We start from the raw sequence: 16,805 nt of genomic DNA on the forward strand, positions 1-16,805 counted from the left end.
ATCGCTGAAAAGGAACAAGTGGCCAGCGTAGCCGCTGCTCAGTCGCTGGGCAATCCAAGGCTGTGCAGATGGGTGATCAGCCTTTGCTCAAGTTGATTGAGGTGCGGCAGGTTCAACTGATGCCTCGCGGCGACTTTGCAGGCATGACCCAATAGATAGCTGATTTCGGTTCGGCGCTGGTTCGCGACGTCCTGGTACATCGAAGAGAAGTTGGCGGCGGTCGCGTGAATCACCCGTTCGACTTCCTGTTGAAGGTCCTCGGCCGCTGCTGGCTGACCGCACCGCTCAAGCAACTCGGTCAATTCGACGCAAAGGGTGGCGACTTCGCAGTGGTGTTCCTGTAAACCGCCATTACGGCAATCGTGCAGCACGGTCAGCGGATTGATCGCACAGTTGAGCGCCAGTTTTCGCCACAGCCGGGTCAGGATGTCGGTACTCCACTCGTGGGGAATACCGGCGGCGCTCACGTCATCCAGCCAGATCGGCGCCACGGGATGCCCGGCATCCCCCAGCCAGGTGTAACCGTGGCCGGCGAATACCACGCGCCAGTCGCCATCGCGAAAGGCACCTTCGGTGCTCGACGCACAAATGCAGCGAGCCTGCGGCACCTGCGTGGCGACGGCGTCCTGGCTGCCAAGACCGTTCTGCAACAGGATCAGCTCGGCGTCGGGGGCCAGGCGCGGTGCCAGTTGGGCCACGGCTTTCTCGGCATCGTAGGCTTTACAGGCCACCAGCAGGCGGTTGATCGGTTCATTGTTGTCGGGTGTCTCGGCAGGCACCGGATAACACTGCGCTTTACCGTGTTCGACCAGCGTCAACCCACCCGCCGCCTCATACGCCTGCAAGCGGGCAGCGTCCCGCACGATCAGCTTGACCGGCACGCCGGCCCGCGCCAGTCGAGTGGCCCATAAGGTGCCAAGGCTGCCGGCGCCCAGAACATGCCAGGTGGTGGACATCAGCTTTTTGCTCTGTTTATCGCGCGCATGGGAGGCTCGCAGTGAATGATGGGAAAGACCCGTTATAATCAGCGCGGATTTTAACCGCAAGCCAGGCGTGCTCCCTCGTGATCGAGCATGCCCTTTTATTGGAGAGATTACATGCCGTCGTTCGACGTGGTATCCGAACTGGACAAACACGAAGTCACCAACGCGGTCGAGAACGCCGTCAAGGAACTCGATCGTCGTTATGACCTGAAAGGCAAAGGCACCTTCGAGTTCAAGGAAAAGGACCTGACCGTCAACCTGACAGCTGAAGCCGATTTCCAGCTCGAAGCGATGATTGAGATCCTCAAGCTGGCCCTGGTCAAGCGCAAAATCGACGTGCAGTGCCTTGAAGTCAAGGATGCCTACGCGTCGGGCAAGCTGATGAAGCAGGAAGCGGTCCTCAAGGAAGGCATCGACAAAGAGCTGGCGAAGAAAATCGTCGCTCATGTCAAAGACGCCAAGCTCAAGGTTCAGGCTGCCATTCAGGGTGAGCAGGTGCGCATTACTGGCAAGAAGCGTGATGACTTGCAGGAAGCCATCGCGGCGCTGCGCGCCAAGACGTTCGATATGCCGCTGCAGTTCAACAACTTCCGCGACTGACCTTTCAGGCGGGAACCTGTGGGAGCGGGCTTGCTCGCGAAAGCGGTGTGTCATTCAACAATGATGTCGACTGATACACCTTTTTCGCGAGCAAGCCCGCTCCCACAGGGATTGTGTTTATTCCGGCGGGTCTTTTTCTGCCGCTTATTTTCGCGTGCCGGATGGCCGGAAATCAGGAGAATGTAGATGGATTTGAATACTGAAGTGGACAACCTGGTCAAGGCGTCACAAGCCTGGATTCCGATGATCATGGAATACGGCAGCCGCGTGCTGCTGGCGGTGATCACCCTGGCCATCGGCTGGTGGCTGATCAACAAGGTGGCGCAAAAGCTCGGCGGCCTGCTGGCGCTGCGTAACGCCGACCTCGCGCTGCAAGGCTTCATCAGCAGCCTGGCGAACATTATTCTCAAGGTTCTGCTGATCGTCAGCGTGGCATCAATGATCGGGGTGGAAACCACTTCGTTCGTCGCGGCCATCGGTGCGGCAGGTCTGGCAATCGGTTTGGCCTTGCAGGGCAGTCTGGCGAACTTCGCCGGTGGTGTGCTGATTCTGTTGTTCCGTCCGTTCCGCATTGGTGACTGGATCGAAGCCCAAGGTGTTGCCGGCACAGTCGACAGCATTCAGATCTTCCACACCGTACTGCGTACCGGCGATAACAAAACCATCATTGTGCCTAACGGCAACTTGTCGAACGGCATCATCACCAATACCAACCGTCAACCGACCCGCAAAGTCGTGTTTGATGTGGGCGTTGATTACGAAGCGGACCTGCAGAAAGCTCGTCATGTTTTGCTGGAACTGGCTAAAGATGAGCGTGTTTTAACTGAGCCGGCACCGCAGGCGGTGATTTCGACGCTGGGTGATAGTTCGATTACTGTTTCTCTGCGGGTGTGGGTCAAGACAGCGGATTATTGGGATGTGATGTTCATGTTCAATGAGCAATCCCGTGATCGTTTGAAAACGGCTGGCATCGATATTCCGTTTCCACAGCGGGTGATTCGAGTGGTTCAGGAATCGGCGGTGCAGTAAGCAACAAAAAAGGCCCATCCGAAGATGGGCCTTTTTTTATTACCGCGAACTAGCTTTCGGCAATTACAGAACCGAAATCGGGTAGTCGACGATCAGGCGGAACTCTTTAACATCGCCTTCTTTTTCGTCAGCGTTAGCGGTGTGCCATGCTTGACGAATACGGAAGGACAGATCTTTTGCCGGGCCAGTTTGTACGACGTACTTGGCTTCCAAGTTGGTTTCGTGGTGCCGGCCATCTTCGCCATACAGACCAGCGTATTGGCTGCCTGCTGGAGTGTTGGTACCGTCGATGTTCCAGCCTTTCACGTAACGGGTCATGAAGCTCAGACCAGGAACGCCGTACTCAGCCATTTTCAGGTCATAACGGACTTGAGCCGATTTCTCGCCTGAGCCGTTAAAGTCGGAGTACTGGATGGAGTTGGCGAGGAAAATCGAGTCGCCACCACGGTTGGTGGAACCATTGTGACCACCTACACCGATGTAGTCGAACGGAGTGTCACCGTTAACCTTCTGGAAGGCGAGGGTGATGGTGTGTGCTTTCAGGAACGAGAAAGCAGCTGCCAGAGAGTAGGCGGTGTTGCTGATTTCGCCAGCTTTTGCGTTGCCGGTATCAGTGGTGCGGTAGATGTTACCGTCCAGGTTAACCGACTCATCGCCACCCATTGGAATGGTGTAGTTCAGGTTGGCGTAGTACTGGTTCCAGATGTCTTCCAACTTGGCGCCGTACAGCGATGCGCTCAGGTTGTCGGTGATGCCGTACTTGCCACCGAAATAGTCGATGGAGTTGGCTTCCACGCCAGCGTAGGTTGCCCACAGGCCGCCGTCACGAGCGTTTTTGTCCTGGCTGGTCGACGAGTAGAAGTGACCGGCTTCGAGGTCAAGGTCTTTGACTTCACTGCTCTGCAGTTGGAAACCGCTGGCAGTTTGAGGAAGGACACGGGAACCGCCAACAGCGAACACTGGAGCAGTGCTTGGCTGCATGTCACCGACTTTCAGCTCGGTTTTGGAGATGCGGAATTTAACGGCTGCGCCGGATTTACCCTGGCTGTCGTTGACGTCGTGGGCGTAACCGTTGGCCTTAACGGTGTCGCTACGGCTCATGTTACCCGTACCGGAAGTGCCATCGCCGCCATCCAGTTTGATGGCCAGGTAACCGAATGCATCAACGCCAACACCTACAAGACCCTGGGTGTAACCGGAGCTGTAGTTGGCCCAAAAGCCCTGGGTCCAGTCTTTTTGGTCGTGGTTGGTGTTTTTGTTGTCACGGTTGAAGTAGTAGTTGCGAAGATTCAAGTTCAACTTGGAGTCTTCAACAAAACCCTTGGCTTCAGCCTGGTCACTTACAAAAGGTGCGGCCGTAGCCAACTGAGTACTGGCTGCTGCTGCAACTGCCAGTGCGATCATGCTCCACTTCATCACGCGCATCGTGATTTGCTCCTTTGGTTTTAGAAGAGTACTGCCGTCCCACCTGATTTATTATCTGGGCGGCTCTTTCTTTTTGTGTCGGCGCAAACTTATATCACGCCGACCATGTTGGCGATACTTGCGTATCTAACCTTTCAGCTTCTTTACGACCCTGTCGCAAACAGCTTGGTAGATGTCGCAAATTTATAGCCTCAATGCAAGCGGGCTGGCAACTTTAGCGTTGTTTTCCAGGGCCTGGGCATCGGTAAAAAGAGTCCCTGGTGAAACGTTTGAATCTCCATCGGGCAACCCTGCCACTGTTTTTATTTGCCTTAAGGCGTCCACTTCCAGCGGACGCTTTAGAGGCGATGTGGGTGTGAATGCAACAAGCGTGCACAAATCAGAATCCTGCTGGTTTTTTTTCTGAATGCCCGCCTGTCGCTGTAAAAACCTCATAAAACCGGGGTGTTCAAGCACCTTTTGTTCGGGCTTGACGCCATGGTTTGCATCGTGTTGTACCCTCGTGGCCGACTGCATGACAACCAAAAACGTTACCGGTTCACCCCACCAGTGAGTAGATGGCGGATGCCTGACCGACTCAGCGTAGACGCACTGTGCGGTTTTGGTGCAAAAAATTTTTATCGCTGTACTGAATTCATACAGTGCACCCGTTTGCCAATCACGAACGCTTCGTTGTTTTTCAGTCAGTTCGGCGTTTTTTGCGTGGTTATTGGTTCTGTAATGGTGCGCCCTGATCGAAAATGACTCATGTCGGGGCGCGCGACCAGTCGTTTGTAGTTTTTCAGGTTAGCTTCGACCATGGTTCGTCGTGAAGCCGGCGGCGTTCGCAGGTATGCTGCCGTCCTGTCGCTTGGTGCGCTGTCTCTCGGGATGGACGCTAAGCTGAAAAATGATGACCAGGCGGGAGTGCGCGCAGTGTTCGCTTTAGATCCACGGCTTCAACAAGACACATTACCGATCGGGGACTTCCCACTCTGCCGGTTGCTGCTGTCCAATGATTCGAACTACCCCTGGTTCATTCTGGTGCCACGTCGCGACGATATCAGTGAGATATTTCAGTTGGATGTCGCCGATCAACAGCAGCTGTGGCAGGAAACGACCGCACTGGCAGAAATGCTCAAGGACTCGTTTGACGCGGACAAGTTGAATGTCGCGGCCCTGGGTAACGTTGTCAGTCAGTTGCACATGCATGTGATTGTGCGCAAGCGTGAGGATGCCGCCTGGCCGGCGCCGGTCTGGGGTAGACACCCAGCCAAGGCTTATAACTCGGAGCAGATCGCGTTGATTCGCGAACGGTTGCGCCTGGTTTTGACCGATGATTTTACGTTTCTGGAGGGTTGAATCATGAGCCTGGAAGATCGCGTTACCGATCTGGAGAGCCAGCTGGCGTTTCAGGATGACACCATCCAGGCATTGAGTGATGTGCTGGCGACGCAGCAGCGTGCGGTTGAGCGACTGCAACTGCAAATGGCCGCCTTGCTCAAGCGGCAAGAGGAAATGGCCGGTCAGTTCGAGACGTTCGAAGAAGAAGCGCCGCCGCCACACTACTGAGTTGTGACCAACAGACGGACAATAAAAAACCGCGAATAGCCAGGCTGTTCGCGGTTTTTTTTAGCCTTGGATCAGCGACGCGGCAGTGCGGCGATCACATCTTCGGCTTGCAGGCCTTTGTCACGGTTCATGACAGAGAACTCCACACGCTGGCCTTCGACCAGAACACGATGACCTTCGCCACGAATGGCCCGGAAATGCACGAAAATATCATCACCGGAATCACGGGAAATAAAGCCGAAGCCTTTAGAGGTGTTGAACCACTTTACGGTACCGGTATCGCGGTTGCTCATGTCATAGCTTGGCGAGGCGGCGGCCGGTGAAGATTTGTAGAAGCTGATGGCCAGGTGCAGAAAAACGGCAATCAGGGCAGCGACCAGGCTGAACAGAACAGCAGGTTGACCGGCAATGACAGGCATTGGCGCGATCAGCGTCAGGGTTTGCAGGACGACGGCCAGAACCAGCAGGGCGCTGACCAGGTTTTGCAGTTGATGACGCGGGCCTTTGTTCCAGTAAGGGATAACAGGAGCGAGGGTGAGGTTGAGCAGGCCGAAAAAGGCCAGGTACAGCGCATCGGGTTGTTGCAGGTAAGGTACGGCTTCGGATCGCAGGCTAGGGATGAAGGACAACAGCAAGGCTGCTGCGCCCATTAGCAGGTGGACAATTTTCAACATTTTGAGTAACTCACGTTAAGACGGATCACAAGGAAGAGCTGATTGAGCACGGTTCGCTTCAGAACAATAAGAGGCGTTGGACACGTACCCGGTACCAGCCTATGCGCAGCCCCCGGAAAATAGGCGGTAGCGACACACTGTCTATTTAACAGCAAAGCCTGCGGCTACTCAAATCAGCCAGTCCAGCGGTGCCCTGAGGGTCGATTTGTCGCGTAAGTGTCTTTCTGTTGAATGATATTGCGCTCAGGCGTGTAGGAAAATGGCCGGCCTAGGACGGTCTCCATGATCGCCCTTCAGTTGTTGGCTTATCCTACGTTGATGGTCATAAAGTCATCTGGATATACCTTTGCGCCTGCGCTTTTATAGGGCAACAGATATTGCTCTTAAAGAAGGCAAGGATGGCTAAGGAGTGTCAACGATATGGATTACGAAGACAGGAGAAACGAGGGGAGGGTCGGCCCGGTCAAGGAGATAAGGATCGATCCATTTGTCAGCGAATTTGATATGGGCCTGGCCCAGCCTTTATCCCGGTCGGTGCGTTTGAATGGCTTCGCCACCTGCTTGCGGCTTGAGCAGGTCTATTGGGATATTTTGGGCGACATGGCCAAGGACAACTGCTGTACGGTCAGTGCGCTGTTGTCCCATGTGGACCGCGAGGTGCATTTGCGTCACGGCGGGGTCAAGAACTTCACCGGGCTGGTGCGGGTTGTGTGCGTCGTGCACAGTCTGAAGGAAGGCGGCTGCGTCGCCATGCCTTAGCCACAAGGGGTGGAATGGGTAGAGTGTCGGTCTGTGCAGTCTTACGGCTGCACAGGCTGCATTTAATGGATATAATCCCGCTCTTTGCCGCAAAACCCAGCGTGTGCGGTAGCAATCTGATCGCCGAGACAACCCCCATGCCGATGTACGACTATCAATGTGCTTCCTGTGGTCATCAGTTGGAAGCCATTCAAAAGATCAGCGCAGCACCGCTGGTCGACTGCCCTGCCTGCCAGGCGCCAGAGCTTAAGAAGATGCTGTCCATGCCGGGCTTCCGCCTTAGCGGCACCGGCTGGTACGAAACCGATTTCAAGACCGGTTCCAAGAAGAATCTGGCCGGCGGCGACAAAGCTGACTAGGGTCTTGAACCTGAGTTGAACGACACGTGCGAGCTCTTGCCTCATCTGGCGCCTTTCACAAGGGCAGGATATGAGCAAGGTCTCCAACCGAATTTCGAATTACGAGAAGCGAAACCACTACCATGATGCGCAGCCATTATTGCGGCCAACTGAACGAAAGCCTGGAAGGCCAGGAAATTACCCTTTGCGGATGGGTTCACCGTCGCCGTGACCACGGTGGGGTGATTTTCCTCGATATCCGTGATCGTGACGGTCTGGCCCAGGTGGTGTTCGACCCGGACCGCGCTGAATCTTTCGCCGCCGCCGATCGCGTGCGCAGCGAATACGTGGTCAAGATCACCGGCAAGGTTCGCCTGCGTCCGGCCGGTGCCACCAACGCCAACATGGCGTCGGGCATGATCGAAGTGCTGGGCTACGAGCTTGAAGTGCTGAACGAATCGGAAACCCCGCCGTTCCCGCTCAACGAGTTCTCCGACGTCGGCGAAGAAACCCGCCTGCGTTATCGCTTCCTCGACCTGCGTCGCCCGGAAATGCTCGAGAAGCTGCGTCTGCGTTCGCGCATGACCACCAGCATCCGTCGCTTCCTGGACGAGAACGGCTTCCTCGATGTCGAGACGCCGATCCTGACCCGTGCCACCCCGGAAGGCGCCCGCGACTACCTGGTGCCGAGCCGTACCCACGCCGGTTCCTTCTTCGCCTTGCCGCAATCGCCACAGTTGTTCAAGCAACTGCTGATGGTTGCCGGCTTCGACCGCTACTACCAGATCGCCAAGTGCTTCCGCGACGAAGACCTGCGTGCCGACCGTCAGCCTGAATTCACCCAGATCGACATCGAGACCAGCTTCCTCGATGAAAAAGAGATCATGGGCATCACCGAACAAATGATCCGCAACCTGTTCAAGGAAGTGCTGGATCTGGAATTCGGCGACTTCCCGCACATGACCTTCGAAGAGGCCATGCGTCGTTACGGTTCCGACAAGCCGGACCTGCGTAACCCGCTGGAACTGGTTGACGTTGCCGACCAACTGAAAGACGTCGATTTCAAGGTGTTCAGCGGCCCGGCCAACGACCCGAAATGCCGTATTGCCGCCCTGCGCGTTCCAGGTGCTGCGAGCATGCCGCGCAAGCAGATCGACGACTACACCAAGTTCGTCGGCATCTACGGTGCCAAGGGCCTGGCGTACATCAAGGTCAACGAGCGCGCCAAAGGCGTTGAAGGCTTGCAGTCGCCAATCGTCAAGAACATCCCTGAAGCCAACCTCAATGTGATCCTCGATCGCGTTGGCGCGGTTGACGGCGACATCGTGTTCTTCGGTGCCGACAAAGCCAAGATCGTCAGCGAAGCCTTGGGCGCGCTGCGGATCAAGGTCGGTAACGACCTGGAACTGTTGACCTGCAAGTGGGCGCCGATGTGGGTCGTCGACTTCCCGATGTTCGAAGAGAACGACGACGGTAGCTTCACTGCCTTACACCACCCGTTCACCGCGCCGAAGTGCACCCCGGAAGAACTGGAAGCCAACCCGGCGACCGCTCTGTCCCGTGCCTACGACATGGTCCTGAACGGCACCGAGCTGGGTGGCGGTTCGATCCGTATCCACCGCAAGGAAATGCAGCAGACGGTGTTCCGCCTGTTGGGTATCAATGAAGCGGAACAGGAAGAGAAATTCGGCTTCTTGCTCGACGCCCTGAAGTACGGCGCGCCGCCACACGGTGGTTTGGCCTTCGGTCTGGACCGTCTGGTGATGCTGATGACCGGCGCCCAGTCGATCCGTGAAGTGATCGCTTTCCCGAAAACCCAGAGCGCGGCTGACGTCATGACTCAGGCTCCGGGTGCTGTAGATGCCAAGGCATTGCGCGAACTGCACATTCGTCTGCGCGAAACGCCTAAAGCTGAGTAAGGCTGACCAGAAGGGCGCATCTTCGGATGCGCCCTTTCTTTATAGAATGGTCGAGATTTTTGTTTGCTGGCTGGCGCCTCATGGCGCGGCGGGCAATGTTTCAAAGAGAATTCGGAGCGAGATATGGCGGGTCATTCCAAGTGGGCGAACATCAAGCACCGCAAAGAACGTCAGGATGCCAAGAAGGGCAAGATTTTCACCAAGTGGATTCGTGAACTGACCGTTGCTGCCCGTCAGGGCGGTGGTGATCCGGGTTCCAACCCGCGTTTGCGTCTGGCGCTGGACAAGGCCCTCGGCGCGAACATGAGCCGCGACATCATTGATCGCGCGGTCGCCCGCGGCGCCGGTGCTGCCGACACCGACGACATGGTCGAACTGAGCTACGAAGGCTACGGCCCGGGCGGCGTGGCGGTGATGGTCGAGTGCATGACCGACAACCGCAATCGCACCGCAGCCGCTGTTCGCCACGCGTTCAGCAAGTGCGGCGGCAACCTCGGTACGGACGGTTCGGTGGCCTATCTGTTCGAGCGCAAGGGGCAGATTTCCTTCGCGCCGGGCGTCGATGAAGATGCGCTGATGGAAGCGGCAATGGAGGCCGATGCCGATGACGTGGTGACCCACGAAGACGGCTCCATCGACGTATTCACCTCGTTCGCCGGTTTCTACTCGGTGCGTAACGCGCTGGAAGCGGCCGGTTTCAAAGGTGATGACGCGGAAATCGTGATGTTGCCGACCACCAGTGCCGAACTGGATCTGGAAGGCGCCGAGAAGGTTCTCAAGCTGATCGACATGCTTGAAGACCTGGATGACGTGCAGAACGTTTATTCCAACGCGGATATCCCTGAGTCGGTCGCTGCGCAGCTCGGTTGATGCATTTATTAAAGATCGCAGCCTTCACAAAGCCCTACGCTGTACAGGTAGGAGCTGGCGAAGCCTGCGATCTTTTGATTTTCAGCGTTTATTTGAAAAGATCGCAGCCTTCGGCAGCTCCTACAGTTACCCTCGAATACTCGCACTAGCTTTGCAGGCGTTATGACTTTAATTCTTGGTATCGACCCCGGTTCGCGCATTACCGGTTATGGCGTGGTGCGTGATACCGGGCGTGGTTGCGTGTACGTGGCGTCGGGCTGCATTCGCACAGGTTCCGGCGAGCTGCATGAACGCCTGCAAATCGTCTATCGCGGTGTACGCGAAGTCATCCAGACCTACGGCCCGGTGACCATGGGCATCGAAAAAGTCTTCATGGCGCGCAACGCCGACTCTGCGCTGAAACTTGGCCAGGCCCGCGGCGCAGCCATCGTTGCCGGGGCGGAAGAAAGCCTGGAAATCGCTGAGTACACCGCGACCCAGGTCAAGCAGGCGGTGACCGGGACCGGCGCGGCGAATAAAGAACAGGTGCAAATGATGGTCATGCACATGCTGAAACTGACCAGCAAGCCGCAAATCGATGCCTCGGACGCCCTGGCCATTGCCATTTGCCATGCTCACACCCGTTCCAGCCTGTTGCCCCATGGCCTGGGTACGGCACGCAGTCGTGGCGGGCGCCTGCGTCTCTGATAGCATCAGCAATCATTTTTTATGGAGCGAGGGTTTTGCGCCTGTGTCGTCGGCGCAAAACCCTTGTTCTGTCAGTCGCCAGCACTGATCTGGCCAACGCTCAAGGATCTGAAACGTGATTGGACGCTTGCGCGGCACACTGGCTGAGAAACAGCCGCCGCACCTGATTCTGGATGTAAACGGTCTGGGGTATGAGCTGGAAGTGCCCATGACCACGCTTTATCGCTTGCCGTCGGTCGGTGAACCGCTGACCTTGCACACCCATTTGGTCGTACGCGAAGACGCGCAGTTACTCTATGGCTTCTTCGGCAAGCGTGAGCGAGACTTTTTTCGCGAGTTGATCCGTCTCAATGGTGTAGGGCCGAAACTGGCCCTGGCCCTGATGTCGAGCCTGGAAGTCGATGAACTGGTCCGCTGCGTTCAGTCCCAGGACACTTCGGCGCTGACCAAGGTGCCGGGCGTGGGCAAGAAGACTGCCGAGCGTTTGCTGGTGGAGCTCAAGGACCGCTTCAAGGCCTGGGAAACGGTGCCGGCGATGTTCGCTTTGGTACCAAACCAGCCGGGTGGGCCAGATACGACGCCGGTCGCCACCGCCGAAAATGACGCGGTCAGCGCGCTGATCTCCCTGGGCTACAAGCCGCAGGAAGCCAGCAAGGCGATTTCTGCGATCAAGGAGAAAGGTTTGAGCAGTGAAGACATGATTCGTCGTGCCCTGAAGGGAATGATCTAAGTGATTGAAGCTGATCGTCTGATTACGGCCACGCCTGGCCCTCGTGACCGCGAAGAAGTCCAGGACCGGGCGATACGTCCTGTCAGTCTGGCCGAGTACATTGGCCAGCCGACCGTTCGCGAGCAAATGGAGTTGTTCATCCAGGCTGCCCGTGGGCGCAATGAATCCCTGGACCACACGCTGATTTTCGGCCCGCCGGGTCTGGGTAAAACCACGCTGGCCAACATCATCGCCCAGGAAATGGGCGTTTCGATCAAGAGCACCTCGGGCCCAGTGCTTGAACGCCCGGGTGATCTGGCTGCGCTGCTGACCAATCTTGAGCCACACGACGTGCTGTTCATCGACGAAATCCATCGGCTCTCGCCGATCGTCGAAGAAGTGCTGTACCCGGCCATGGAAGATTTCCAGCTCGACATCATGATCGGCGAAGGGCCGGCCGCGCGCTCGATCAAGCTTGATCTGCCACCGTTCACCCTGGTCGGTGCGACGACGCGGGCGGGAATGCTGACCAATCCGCTGCGCGACCGTTTCGGGATCGTCCAGCGCCTTGAGTTCTACAACACCGCTGACTTGGCAACGATTGTCAGTCGTTCGGCTACCATCCTCGGCTTGCCGCTGGACCCTGAAGGCGCCTTCGAAATCGCCCGCCGTGCCCGTGGTACGCCGCGGATCGCCAACCGCTTGCTGCGCCGGGTTCGGGATTTCGCCGAAGTTCGCGCCAAGGGCCACATCACCAAACCGATCGCCGACCTGGCCTTGAACCTGCTGGATGTCGACGAGCGTGGCTTCGATCACCAGGATCGACGTCTGTTGTTGACCATGATCGAGAAGTTCGACGGTGGACCGGTCGGGGTCGATAGCCTCGCCGCAGCCATCAGTGAAGAGCGCCACACCATTGAAGACGTGCTGGAGCCGTACCTGATCCAACAGGGCTACATCATGCGTACGCCGCGGGGGCGAGTGGTGACCCGGCATGCGTACTTGCACTTCGGTTTAAACATCCCGTCACGATTGGGCGAGATGCCCGTGGTAGACGAGTTCCTCGATGCCGTGGACGATTAATAACCTTTGCGCGCTGATTTATTCGGGGTTTGTGCGGTCTCAGGACCGTACTTTCGCCAGAAAGCCGTGAATCAATGAAAAACAGTTGCCTGGCCGGATTGGCAACCTGAGGAGTAAGCACTAGAGTATGCGCGCGCAAAACGGGCTTGAGCCTTTCGCACTTCGTTGTCGCGTTTATTACGAGGACACCGATGCGGGCGGCATCGTGTATTACGTTAATTACCTCAAGTTTATGGAACGGGCTCGAACCGAGCGGCTCCGGGAGCTGGGCTTTGCCCAATCCCAGCTGGCAGGTGAGGACCTGTTGTTCGTCGTGCATTCCAGCGAAGCGCGTTACCACGCGCCGGCGCGACTGGACGACGAGCTGCTGGTAAGCGCTGAAGTAATCGAATTGAACCGTGTCAGCCTGCGCTTTAAACAGCAGGTCAGGCGAGCCACGGATAATGCGCTGCTCTGCGAAGGGCAGTTTTTGGTGGCCTGTGTGCGCACTAACAGTTTGAAACCCCGGGCCATTCCCGAAGCTCTACGTGCGGCCTTTGCCGACGTGAGCGGCGCGGGTACACACTCAAAGCAGGAGATAAAGCGTGGAAGCTAACGTCGTCGACCATTCCTCCATGTGGAGCCTGGTCAGCAATGCCAGTATCGTGGTGCAACTGGTAATGCTGATCCTGGTAGCCGCATCGGTGACCTCATGGATCATGATCTTTCAGCGCAGCAACCTGCTGCGCGCCGGTCGACGTGCCCTGGAGAGCTTTGAAGAGCGCTTCTGGTCGGGTATCGACCTGTCCAAACTCTACCGTCAGGCCGGCAGCAACCCTGATCCGGATTCGGGCGTAGAGCAGATCTTCCGTGCCGGTTTCAAGGAATTCTCCCGTCTGCGCCAGCAGCCAGGCGTTGACCCGGAAGCGGTCATGGAAGGCGTGGCCCGTGCCATGCGCGTCGCCATTTCCCGCGAAGAAGAAAAGCTCGAGCAGAGCCTGCCGTTCCTCGCGACCGTAGGTTCCGTCAGCCCGTACATCGGTCTGTTCGGTACCGTCTGGGGGATCATGAACTCCTTCCGTGGCCTGGCCACTGCCCAGCAAGCGACCCTGGCCACTGTGGCTCCAGGTATCGCCGAGGCACTGATTGCAACCGCGATCGGCTTGTTCGCCGCCATCCCGGCCGTTATCGCTTACAACCGTTTTGCTGCTCGCAGTGAAACCCTGCTGAGCCGTTACTACACCTTCGCCGATGAATTCCAGGCGATCCTGCACCGCAAAGTGCACACCAGCGAAGAATAAGCAGGTAATTTCCAATGGCTTTAATCGCTCGAGCTCGCAAAAAGCGCAAGCCGGTTGCCGAGATGAACGTGGTGCCTTACATCGACGTGATGTTGGTGCTGCTGGTCATCTTCATGGTGACCGCTCCGATGCTCAATCAGGGCGTGAAAGTTGATCTGCCCAAGGTTTCCAGCGAAGCCTTGCCGCAGGACAACAACACCCAGGTCCTGACCATTTCGATCAAGGCTGACAAGACCTACTACTGGAACCTTGGCAGCGAAGTCGACACTGAAAAGCAACAGGACAAGGCCATGACCTTGCCGCAGATGACTGACGCCGTGACCAAGATCATTCGCGCCGGCACTGAAGGTGGCAAGCGTACCCAGGTATTCATCCGCGGCGACAAGACCGTCGACTACGGTTCCGTCATGGGCGCCATGGGCGGGTTGCAGAAAGCCGGGGTCGGTAATGTTGGCTTGATTACCGAGGCACCCTGATGCAGCAAATGCGAGAGCCGTCCGCCTCGGAAAGCTACTTCTGGCCTAGTGTCTGGGCGCTTGTCTTGCACGTGCTGGTTTTCGGCATGCTGTTTGTCAGTTTCGCCTTCACGCCGGAATTACCGCCGGCCAAGCCTATTGTCCAGGCAACCCTGTACCAACTGAAATCGAAAAGTCGGGCGACCACTCAGACCAATCAGAAGATTGCGGGTGAGGCGCAGAAATCTGCTGCGCGCCAGACCGAAGTCGAACAGATGGAACAGAAGAAGATCGAGCAGGAAGCGATCAAAGCCGCGGAACAAAAGAAGGAAGATGCGGCTCAAAAAGCCGAAGAATCCAAAAAGGCTGACGAGACGAAGAAAGCGGAAGAGGCTAAAAAGGCTGATGAAGCCAAGAAAGCCGATGAAGCGAAGAAGACCGCCGAAGCCAAAAAGGCCGAAGAGAAACAATTGGCTGATATAGCCAAGAAGAAGTCTGAAGAAGAAGCCAAGAAAGCAGCTGAAGAAGAGGCCAAGAAAGCGGCCGCTGAAGAAGCGAAGAAAAAGATCGTCGAAGACGCGAAGAAGAAAGCCGCGGAAGACGCCAAGAAGAAATCTGAAGCTGAAGACGCGAAGAAGAAAGTCGCGGAAGACGCGAAGAAGAAAGCTGCTGCCGATGCTGCGAAGAAAAAATCGCAGGAAGCGTCGCGTAAATCCGCCGAAGACAAAAAGGCTCAGGCCCTGGCAGATTTGCTTTCCGACACGCCGCAGCGTCAGCAGGCCTTGGCGGATGAGCAGGGTGACGAAGTCGCCGGTAGTTTCGATGATCTGATCCGTGCTCGTGCAGCGGAAGGCTGGGCTCGTCCACCTTCGGCCCGTAAAGGCATGACAGTCGTGTTGCAAATCGGCATGTTGCCGGACGGTACGGTGACTTCGGTCAGCGTGGCCAAGTCCAGTGGCGATGGTCCGTTCGACGCTTCGGCTGTAGCAGCGGTGAAGAATATTGGACGTTTGACAGAAATGCAGGGAATGAAGCCGAGCGATTTCGCTCCGTATCGTTCATTCAAGATGACATTCACACCTGAGGATCTAGCCTTGTGAGAAACCTTCTTCGAGGAATGCTTGTCGTTATCTGCTGCATGGCAGGGATAGCGGCAGCCGATGAAAAAAACATTCTGGTCACCAGCGGCAGTGATCGGGCCACCCCGATCGCAGTCGTTCCGTTTGGCAACCAGGGCGGCAGCGTGCTGCCGGACGACATGGCCGAAATCATCGGTAACGACCTGCGCAACTCGGGTTACTACTCGCCGATTCCAAAACAGAACATGATCAGCCAGCCAAGCCAGGCCAGCGAAATCATCTTCCGTGACTTCAAGGCGCTGGGCGCCCAGTACGTCATGGTCGGCAGCATTGCTCCTGCGGGCGGTCGCCTGCAGGTTCAATACGCACTGTTCAACGTCGCCACCGAGCAGCAAGTGCTGACCGGCAGTGTGTCGGGTAGCGTCGAACAACTGCGCGACATGTCGCACTACATTGCGGACCAGTCGTTCGAAAAACTCACCGGTATCAAAGGTGCGTTCTCGACTCGTCTGCTGTACGTGACGGCCGAGCGTTTCTCCGAGAAGAACACTCGCTACACGCTGCAACGTTCGGACTATGACGGTGCCCGTGCCGTGACCCTGCTGCAATCGCGCGAGCCGATCCTGTCGCCGCGTTTCGCACCGGACGGCAAGCGCATCGCTTATGTGTCGTTCGAGCAGAAGCGTCCGCGTATCTTCATGCAGAACATCGACACCGGTCGCCGTGAGCAGATCACCAACTTCGAAGGCCTGAATGGCGCGCCAGCGTGGTCGCCTGATGGCAATCGTCTGGCATTCGTACTGTCGAAAGACGGCAACCCGGACATCTACGTGATGAACCTGGGTTCGCGTCAGATCACTCGCGTCACCAACGGTCCTGGCATCAACACCGAACCGTTCTGGGGTAAGGATGGTTCGACCATCTACTTCACCTCGGACCGTGGCGGCAAGCCGCAGATCTACAAAACCAGCGCAGGCGGTGGTGGTGCGGAACGTGTGACCTTTATCGGTAACTACAACGCTAACCCTAAGCTTTCGGCTGATGAAAAGACCCTGGTGATGATCCATCGTCAGGAAGGTTTCACTAATTTCAAGGTGGCGGCCCAGGATTTGCAGCGCGGAAGCGTAAAAATCCTCACTGATAGCACTCTGGACGAGTCGCCTACTGTTGCGCCCAACGGCACCATGGTAATCTACGCCACCCGCCAGCAGGGCCGGGGAGTCTTGATGCTCGTGTCCATTAATGGACGCGTAAGGCTCCCGCTTCCTACCGCACAAGGCGAAGTCAGAGAACCTTCCTGGTCCCCTTACCTGAACTGACGCGGCGCTATACGTTGTACTTAACACATTGGGGTTCATTAGGAG

20 protein-coding genes are annotated in these 16,805 nt (G+C 56.9%); 16 read left to right on the plus strand and 4 right to left on the minus strand.

Annotation, left to right across the window (positions count from 1 at the left end):
* Positions 1-38: 38 nt before the first annotated feature.
* Entirely contained in the window at positions 39-956 is a 918-nt protein-coding gene (locus ASC74_RS10915; RefSeq protein WP_056741393.1) for a putative 2-dehydropantoate 2-reductase, read from the minus strand.
* Between the two features lie 141 nt (positions 957-1,097).
* Here ASC74_RS10915 and ASC74_RS10920 point away from each other — a divergent pair, with 141 nt between their 5' ends.
* Positions 1,098-1,583 carry a YajQ family cyclic di-GMP-binding protein gene (locus ASC74_RS10920; RefSeq protein ID WP_007906601.1) on the plus strand — a complete coding sequence of 162 codons (486 nt, stop codon included), beginning with the start codon at positions 1,098-1,100 and terminating at the stop codon, positions 1,581-1,583.
* Between the two features lie 186 nt (positions 1,584-1,769).
* Positions 1,770-2,612 (plus strand): mechanosensitive ion channel family protein, encoded by an 843-nt coding sequence (locus tag ASC74_RS10925; RefSeq protein WP_056741394.1) that lies wholly within the window; start codon positions 1,770-1,772, stop codon positions 2,610-2,612.
* A 63-nt stretch (positions 2,613-2,675) separates the two neighbouring features.
* Here the strand turns inward: ASC74_RS10925 and ASC74_RS10930 are convergent, their stop codons facing one another.
* Both ASC74_RS10930 and ASC74_RS31765 read right to left on the minus strand, forming a co-directional pair.
* The gene (locus ASC74_RS10930; protein WP_056741395.1) at positions 2,676-4,037 is read right to left on the minus strand and encodes an OprD family porin; all 1,362 of its coding nucleotides are present in this window, start codon (positions 4,035-4,037) and stop codon (positions 2,676-2,678) included.
* A 183-nt stretch (positions 4,038-4,220) separates the two neighbouring features.
* Positions 4,221-4,553: a hypothetical protein gene (locus ASC74_RS31765; RefSeq protein WP_056741396.1), complete on the minus strand. Its 333-nt coding sequence runs from the start codon at positions 4,551-4,553 to the stop codon at positions 4,221-4,223.
* A gap of 399 nt (positions 4,554-4,952) precedes the next feature.
* Here ASC74_RS31765 and ASC74_RS10940 point away from each other — a divergent pair, with 399 nt between their 5' ends.
* Together ASC74_RS10940 and ASC74_RS10945 are read left to right on the plus strand one after the other, a co-directional pair.
* The gene (locus ASC74_RS10940) at positions 4,953-5,378 is read left to right on the plus strand and encodes an HIT domain-containing protein (protein WP_056741412.1); all 426 of its coding nucleotides are present in this window, start codon (positions 4,953-4,955) and stop codon (positions 5,376-5,378) included.
* Positions 5,379-5,381: 3 nt separating this feature from the next.
* Positions 5,382-5,588 carry a SlyX family protein gene (locus ASC74_RS10945; RefSeq protein WP_056741397.1) on the plus strand — a complete coding sequence of 69 codons (207 nt, stop codon included), beginning with the start codon at positions 5,382-5,384 and terminating at the stop codon, positions 5,586-5,588.
* Positions 5,589-5,659: 71 nt separating this feature from the next.
* Here ASC74_RS10945 and ASC74_RS32460 read toward each other — a convergent pair whose 3' ends face one another.
* Complete coding sequence (locus tag ASC74_RS32460; RefSeq protein WP_056741398.1) at positions 5,660-6,262, minus strand: cold-shock protein; 603 nt, start codon at positions 6,260-6,262, stop codon at positions 5,660-5,662.
* A 420-nt stretch (positions 6,263-6,682) separates the two neighbouring features.
* On the opposite strand from ASC74_RS32460, the gene ASC74_RS10955 reads away from it, so the two are divergent.
* The 12 genes from ASC74_RS10955 to tolB all read left to right on the plus strand — a co-directional run bounded on the left by ASC74_RS10955 (position 6,683) and on the right by tolB (position 16,760).
* Positions 6,683-7,021, plus strand: a complete 339-nt coding sequence (locus tag ASC74_RS10955; protein ID WP_056741399.1) for a ribbon-helix-helix domain-containing protein — start codon at positions 6,683-6,685, stop codon at positions 7,019-7,021.
* Between the two features lie 137 nt (positions 7,022-7,158).
* On the plus strand, positions 7,159-7,380 hold the full coding sequence (locus ASC74_RS10960; protein ID WP_010457489.1) for an FmdB family zinc ribbon protein: 222 nt from the start codon (positions 7,159-7,161) through the stop codon (positions 7,378-7,380).
* A gap of 122 nt (positions 7,381-7,502) precedes the next feature.
* A complete protein-coding gene (aspS, locus tag ASC74_RS10965) occupies positions 7,503-9,278 on the plus strand; it encodes an aspartate--tRNA ligase (RefSeq protein WP_056741400.1) in 1,776 nt (591 codons plus the stop codon).
* Between the two features lie 123 nt (positions 9,279-9,401).
* Positions 9,402-10,148 (plus strand): YebC/PmpR family DNA-binding transcriptional regulator, encoded by a 747-nt coding sequence (locus ASC74_RS10970; RefSeq protein WP_056741401.1) that lies wholly within the window; start codon positions 9,402-9,404, stop codon positions 10,146-10,148.
* A gap of 162 nt (positions 10,149-10,310) precedes the next feature.
* The gene (gene ruvC / locus ASC74_RS10975) at positions 10,311-10,835 is read left to right on the plus strand and encodes a crossover junction endodeoxyribonuclease RuvC (protein ID WP_008147379.1); all 525 of its coding nucleotides are present in this window, start codon (positions 10,311-10,313) and stop codon (positions 10,833-10,835) included.
* A gap of 115 nt (positions 10,836-10,950) precedes the next feature.
* Positions 10,951-11,565, plus strand: coding sequence for a Holliday junction branch migration protein RuvA (ruvA, locus tag ASC74_RS10980; RefSeq protein WP_046049661.1), 615 nt, complete (start codon positions 10,951-10,953; stop codon positions 11,563-11,565).
* Positions 11,566-12,627 (plus strand): Holliday junction branch migration DNA helicase RuvB, encoded by a 1,062-nt coding sequence (gene ruvB, locus ASC74_RS10985; RefSeq protein WP_056741402.1) that lies wholly within the window; start codon positions 11,566-11,568, stop codon positions 12,625-12,627.
* A 127-nt stretch (positions 12,628-12,754) separates the two neighbouring features.
* Complete coding sequence (gene ybgC / locus ASC74_RS10990) at positions 12,755-13,222, plus strand: tol-pal system-associated acyl-CoA thioesterase (protein ID WP_008147372.1); 468 nt, start codon at positions 12,755-12,757, stop codon at positions 13,220-13,222.
* On the plus strand, positions 13,212-13,907 hold the full coding sequence (gene tolQ, locus ASC74_RS10995; protein WP_046049659.1) for a protein TolQ: 696 nt from the start codon (positions 13,212-13,214) through the stop codon (positions 13,905-13,907). Before ybgC ends, tolQ begins: the two co-directional genes overlap by 11 nt.
* 23 nt (positions 13,908-13,930) lie before the next feature.
* Complete coding sequence (gene tolR, locus ASC74_RS11000; RefSeq protein ID WP_161807482.1) at positions 13,931-14,383, plus strand: protein TolR; 453 nt, start codon at positions 13,931-13,933, stop codon at positions 14,381-14,383.
* The gene (gene tolA, locus ASC74_RS11005; RefSeq protein ID WP_046049658.1) at positions 14,383-15,462 is read left to right on the plus strand and encodes a cell envelope integrity protein TolA; all 1,080 of its coding nucleotides are present in this window, start codon (positions 14,383-14,385) and stop codon (positions 15,460-15,462) included. The genes tolR and tolA overlap by 1 nt, the downstream gene beginning before the upstream one ends.
* A gap of 17 nt (positions 15,463-15,479) precedes the next feature.
* Positions 15,480-16,760 carry a Tol-Pal system beta propeller repeat protein TolB gene (gene tolB, locus ASC74_RS11010; RefSeq protein WP_177338849.1) on the plus strand — a complete coding sequence of 427 codons (1,281 nt, stop codon included), beginning with the start codon at positions 15,480-15,482 and terminating at the stop codon, positions 16,758-16,760.
* Positions 16,761-16,805 lie beyond the last annotated feature (45 nt).

The organism is Pseudomonas sp. Root329 (genome assembly GCF_001424925.1).
Lineage (GTDB): Bacteria > Pseudomonadota > Gammaproteobacteria > Pseudomonadales > Pseudomonadaceae > Aquipseudomonas > Aquipseudomonas arabinosi.

What these genes read in the sequence shown, in the direction of transcription:
- tolA (WP_046049658.1), top strand. Translation starts at nt 14,383, where the DNA reads ATGCAGCAAATGCGAGAGCCGTCCGCCTCGGAAAGCTACTTCTGGCCT.
- ASC74_RS10955 (WP_056741399.1), top strand. Translation starts at nt 6,683, where the DNA reads ATGGATTACGAAGACAGGAGAAACGAGGGGAGGGTCGGCCCGGTCAAG.
- ASC74_RS10920 (WP_007906601.1), top strand. Translation starts at nt 1,098, where the DNA reads ATGCCGTCGTTCGACGTGGTATCCGAACTGGACAAACACGAAGTCACC.
- ASC74_RS32460 (WP_056741398.1), bottom strand. Translation starts at nt 6,262, where the DNA reads ATGTTGAAAATTGTCCACCTGCTAATGGGCGCAGCAGCCTTGCTGTTG.
- aspS (WP_056741400.1), top strand. Translation starts at nt 7,503, where the DNA reads ATGATGCGCAGCCATTATTGCGGCCAACTGAACGAAAGCCTGGAAGGC.
- ruvC (WP_008147379.1), top strand. Translation starts at nt 10,311, where the DNA reads ATGACTTTAATTCTTGGTATCGACCCCGGTTCGCGCATTACCGGTTAT.
- ASC74_RS10930 (WP_056741395.1), bottom strand. Translation starts at nt 4,037, where the DNA reads ATGCGCGTGATGAAGTGGAGCATGATCGCACTGGCAGTTGCAGCAGCA.
- ybgC (WP_008147372.1), top strand. Translation starts at nt 12,755, where the DNA reads ATGCGCGCGCAAAACGGGCTTGAGCCTTTCGCACTTCGTTGTCGCGTT.
- ASC74_RS10970 (WP_056741401.1), top strand. Translation starts at nt 9,402, where the DNA reads ATGGCGGGTCATTCCAAGTGGGCGAACATCAAGCACCGCAAAGAACGT.
- tolB (WP_177338849.1), top strand. Translation starts at nt 15,480, where the DNA reads ATGCTTGTCGTTATCTGCTGCATGGCAGGGATAGCGGCAGCCGATGAA.
- ASC74_RS10945 (WP_056741397.1), top strand. Translation starts at nt 5,382, where the DNA reads ATGAGCCTGGAAGATCGCGTTACCGATCTGGAGAGCCAGCTGGCGTTT.
- ASC74_RS10960 (WP_010457489.1), top strand. Translation starts at nt 7,159, where the DNA reads ATGCCGATGTACGACTATCAATGTGCTTCCTGTGGTCATCAGTTGGAA.
- ASC74_RS10925 (WP_056741394.1), top strand. Translation starts at nt 1,770, where the DNA reads ATGGATTTGAATACTGAAGTGGACAACCTGGTCAAGGCGTCACAAGCC.
- ASC74_RS10915 (WP_056741393.1), bottom strand. Translation starts at nt 956, where the DNA reads ATGTCCACCACCTGGCATGTTCTGGGCGCCGGCAGCCTTGGCACCTTA.
- ASC74_RS31765 (WP_056741396.1), bottom strand. Translation starts at nt 4,553, where the DNA reads ATGCAGTCGGCCACGAGGGTACAACACGATGCAAACCATGGCGTCAAG.